Annotated in this window: 2 protein-coding genes; both read right to left on the bottom strand. The window is 50.1% G+C overall.

From position 1 onward, the window contains the following. Window positions 1-683, bottom strand: a 683-nt coding sequence (locus DXU84_RS24930; protein ID WP_305076217.1) for a CfaE/CblD family pilus tip adhesin, incomplete at its 3' end; no start/stop codon positions are given. A gap of 11 nt (window positions 684-694) precedes the next feature. After that, window positions 695-982: CfaE/CblD family pilus tip adhesin (locus DXU84_RS24925; RefSeq protein WP_305076216.1), on the bottom strand; the 288-nt coding region annotated here is incomplete at its 5' end.

Here is a 982-nt window from a genome sequence, read left to right as displayed (position 1 = left end):
GTGCCGGGCAGCGGGCGCAGGTTAAGGTCAACGCGCGGTGCGGCTTCGCCAAATTCGGGTAAATAGATTTGCTGGTTGTTATTGTCAGTGACGTTGAGGGTGATGTGCGCTGTCCATCTGGCCAGATTTTTACCCGGGGACCACTGCCACAGATCCAGCGCCAGTGTACCTTCCCAGACTCCGCCAACCGGAAGTTTTTTCAATTCATCCCCGTTGATAAACATATAGAGAAAGGTTTCTTTGGCACCGTTGTCAGCCCCCGCAGTGACTAAAAAATGCGTGCCATCTGCCGAACTCGAATGGTAGCCTTTGAGATTAATAACGGCTTGCAGGCCGCTCTTCTTCTCAGTAAAGAGAGTAGGAATAAGCGTATCCCCTGTTGCTCCCCAGTCTCCATTCGCATTTTTGGCTTCGCCACTTTTACATTGCCCGGTCTCCGGAGACGTATTTGATAAACACCGCCAGTTATTTCTCCCCCATAACCTCGGGTCTTCGGTGTCATAACCTCCACTTTCATGCGTCCAGATGCCGAGTGTACTGGGCGGTGTTCCTCTGTCAAAAGTTGCGCTTACAGGCGTATCTCGTCCGGCAGGAGGCACGCTTTCTGCAAGTGCTGGCAGTATTGTCAGCACAGGTGCCAGAGTGGCAAACAGTGCAAAAAAACATGCTCTTTTAACGGACATATTCACTTTCCTTAAAGCTGCGGTGTAAAATTCACAATCAGATGTCCGGTATAATTCCCGGCTTGTTTACTGTTGATATCCATTGTCTTGGTGCTGAGTTCCAGTGGCGCAGGAACACACAATACTGCCTGTGGGATCCCGGGCAGATGTACAGGCCGGATATGAGCGGTCTGAATATCAGAAATCACCAGATCATCACCGCGTATTACGCTGACGTATTTGCCGTCGGGTGCCTGCATTCGCACATAATAATCAATGCGTCCTGAATCCAAATTAGTGTCGCCGTGATCAGAATAAAT

It is taken from the genome of Rahnella sp. RcJ3 (assembly GCF_009498575.1).
Taxonomy (GTDB): domain Bacteria; phylum Pseudomonadota; class Gammaproteobacteria; order Enterobacterales; family Enterobacteriaceae; genus Rahnella; species Rahnella aceris.
This window is presented reverse-complemented; position numbering and strand designations above follow the sequence as displayed.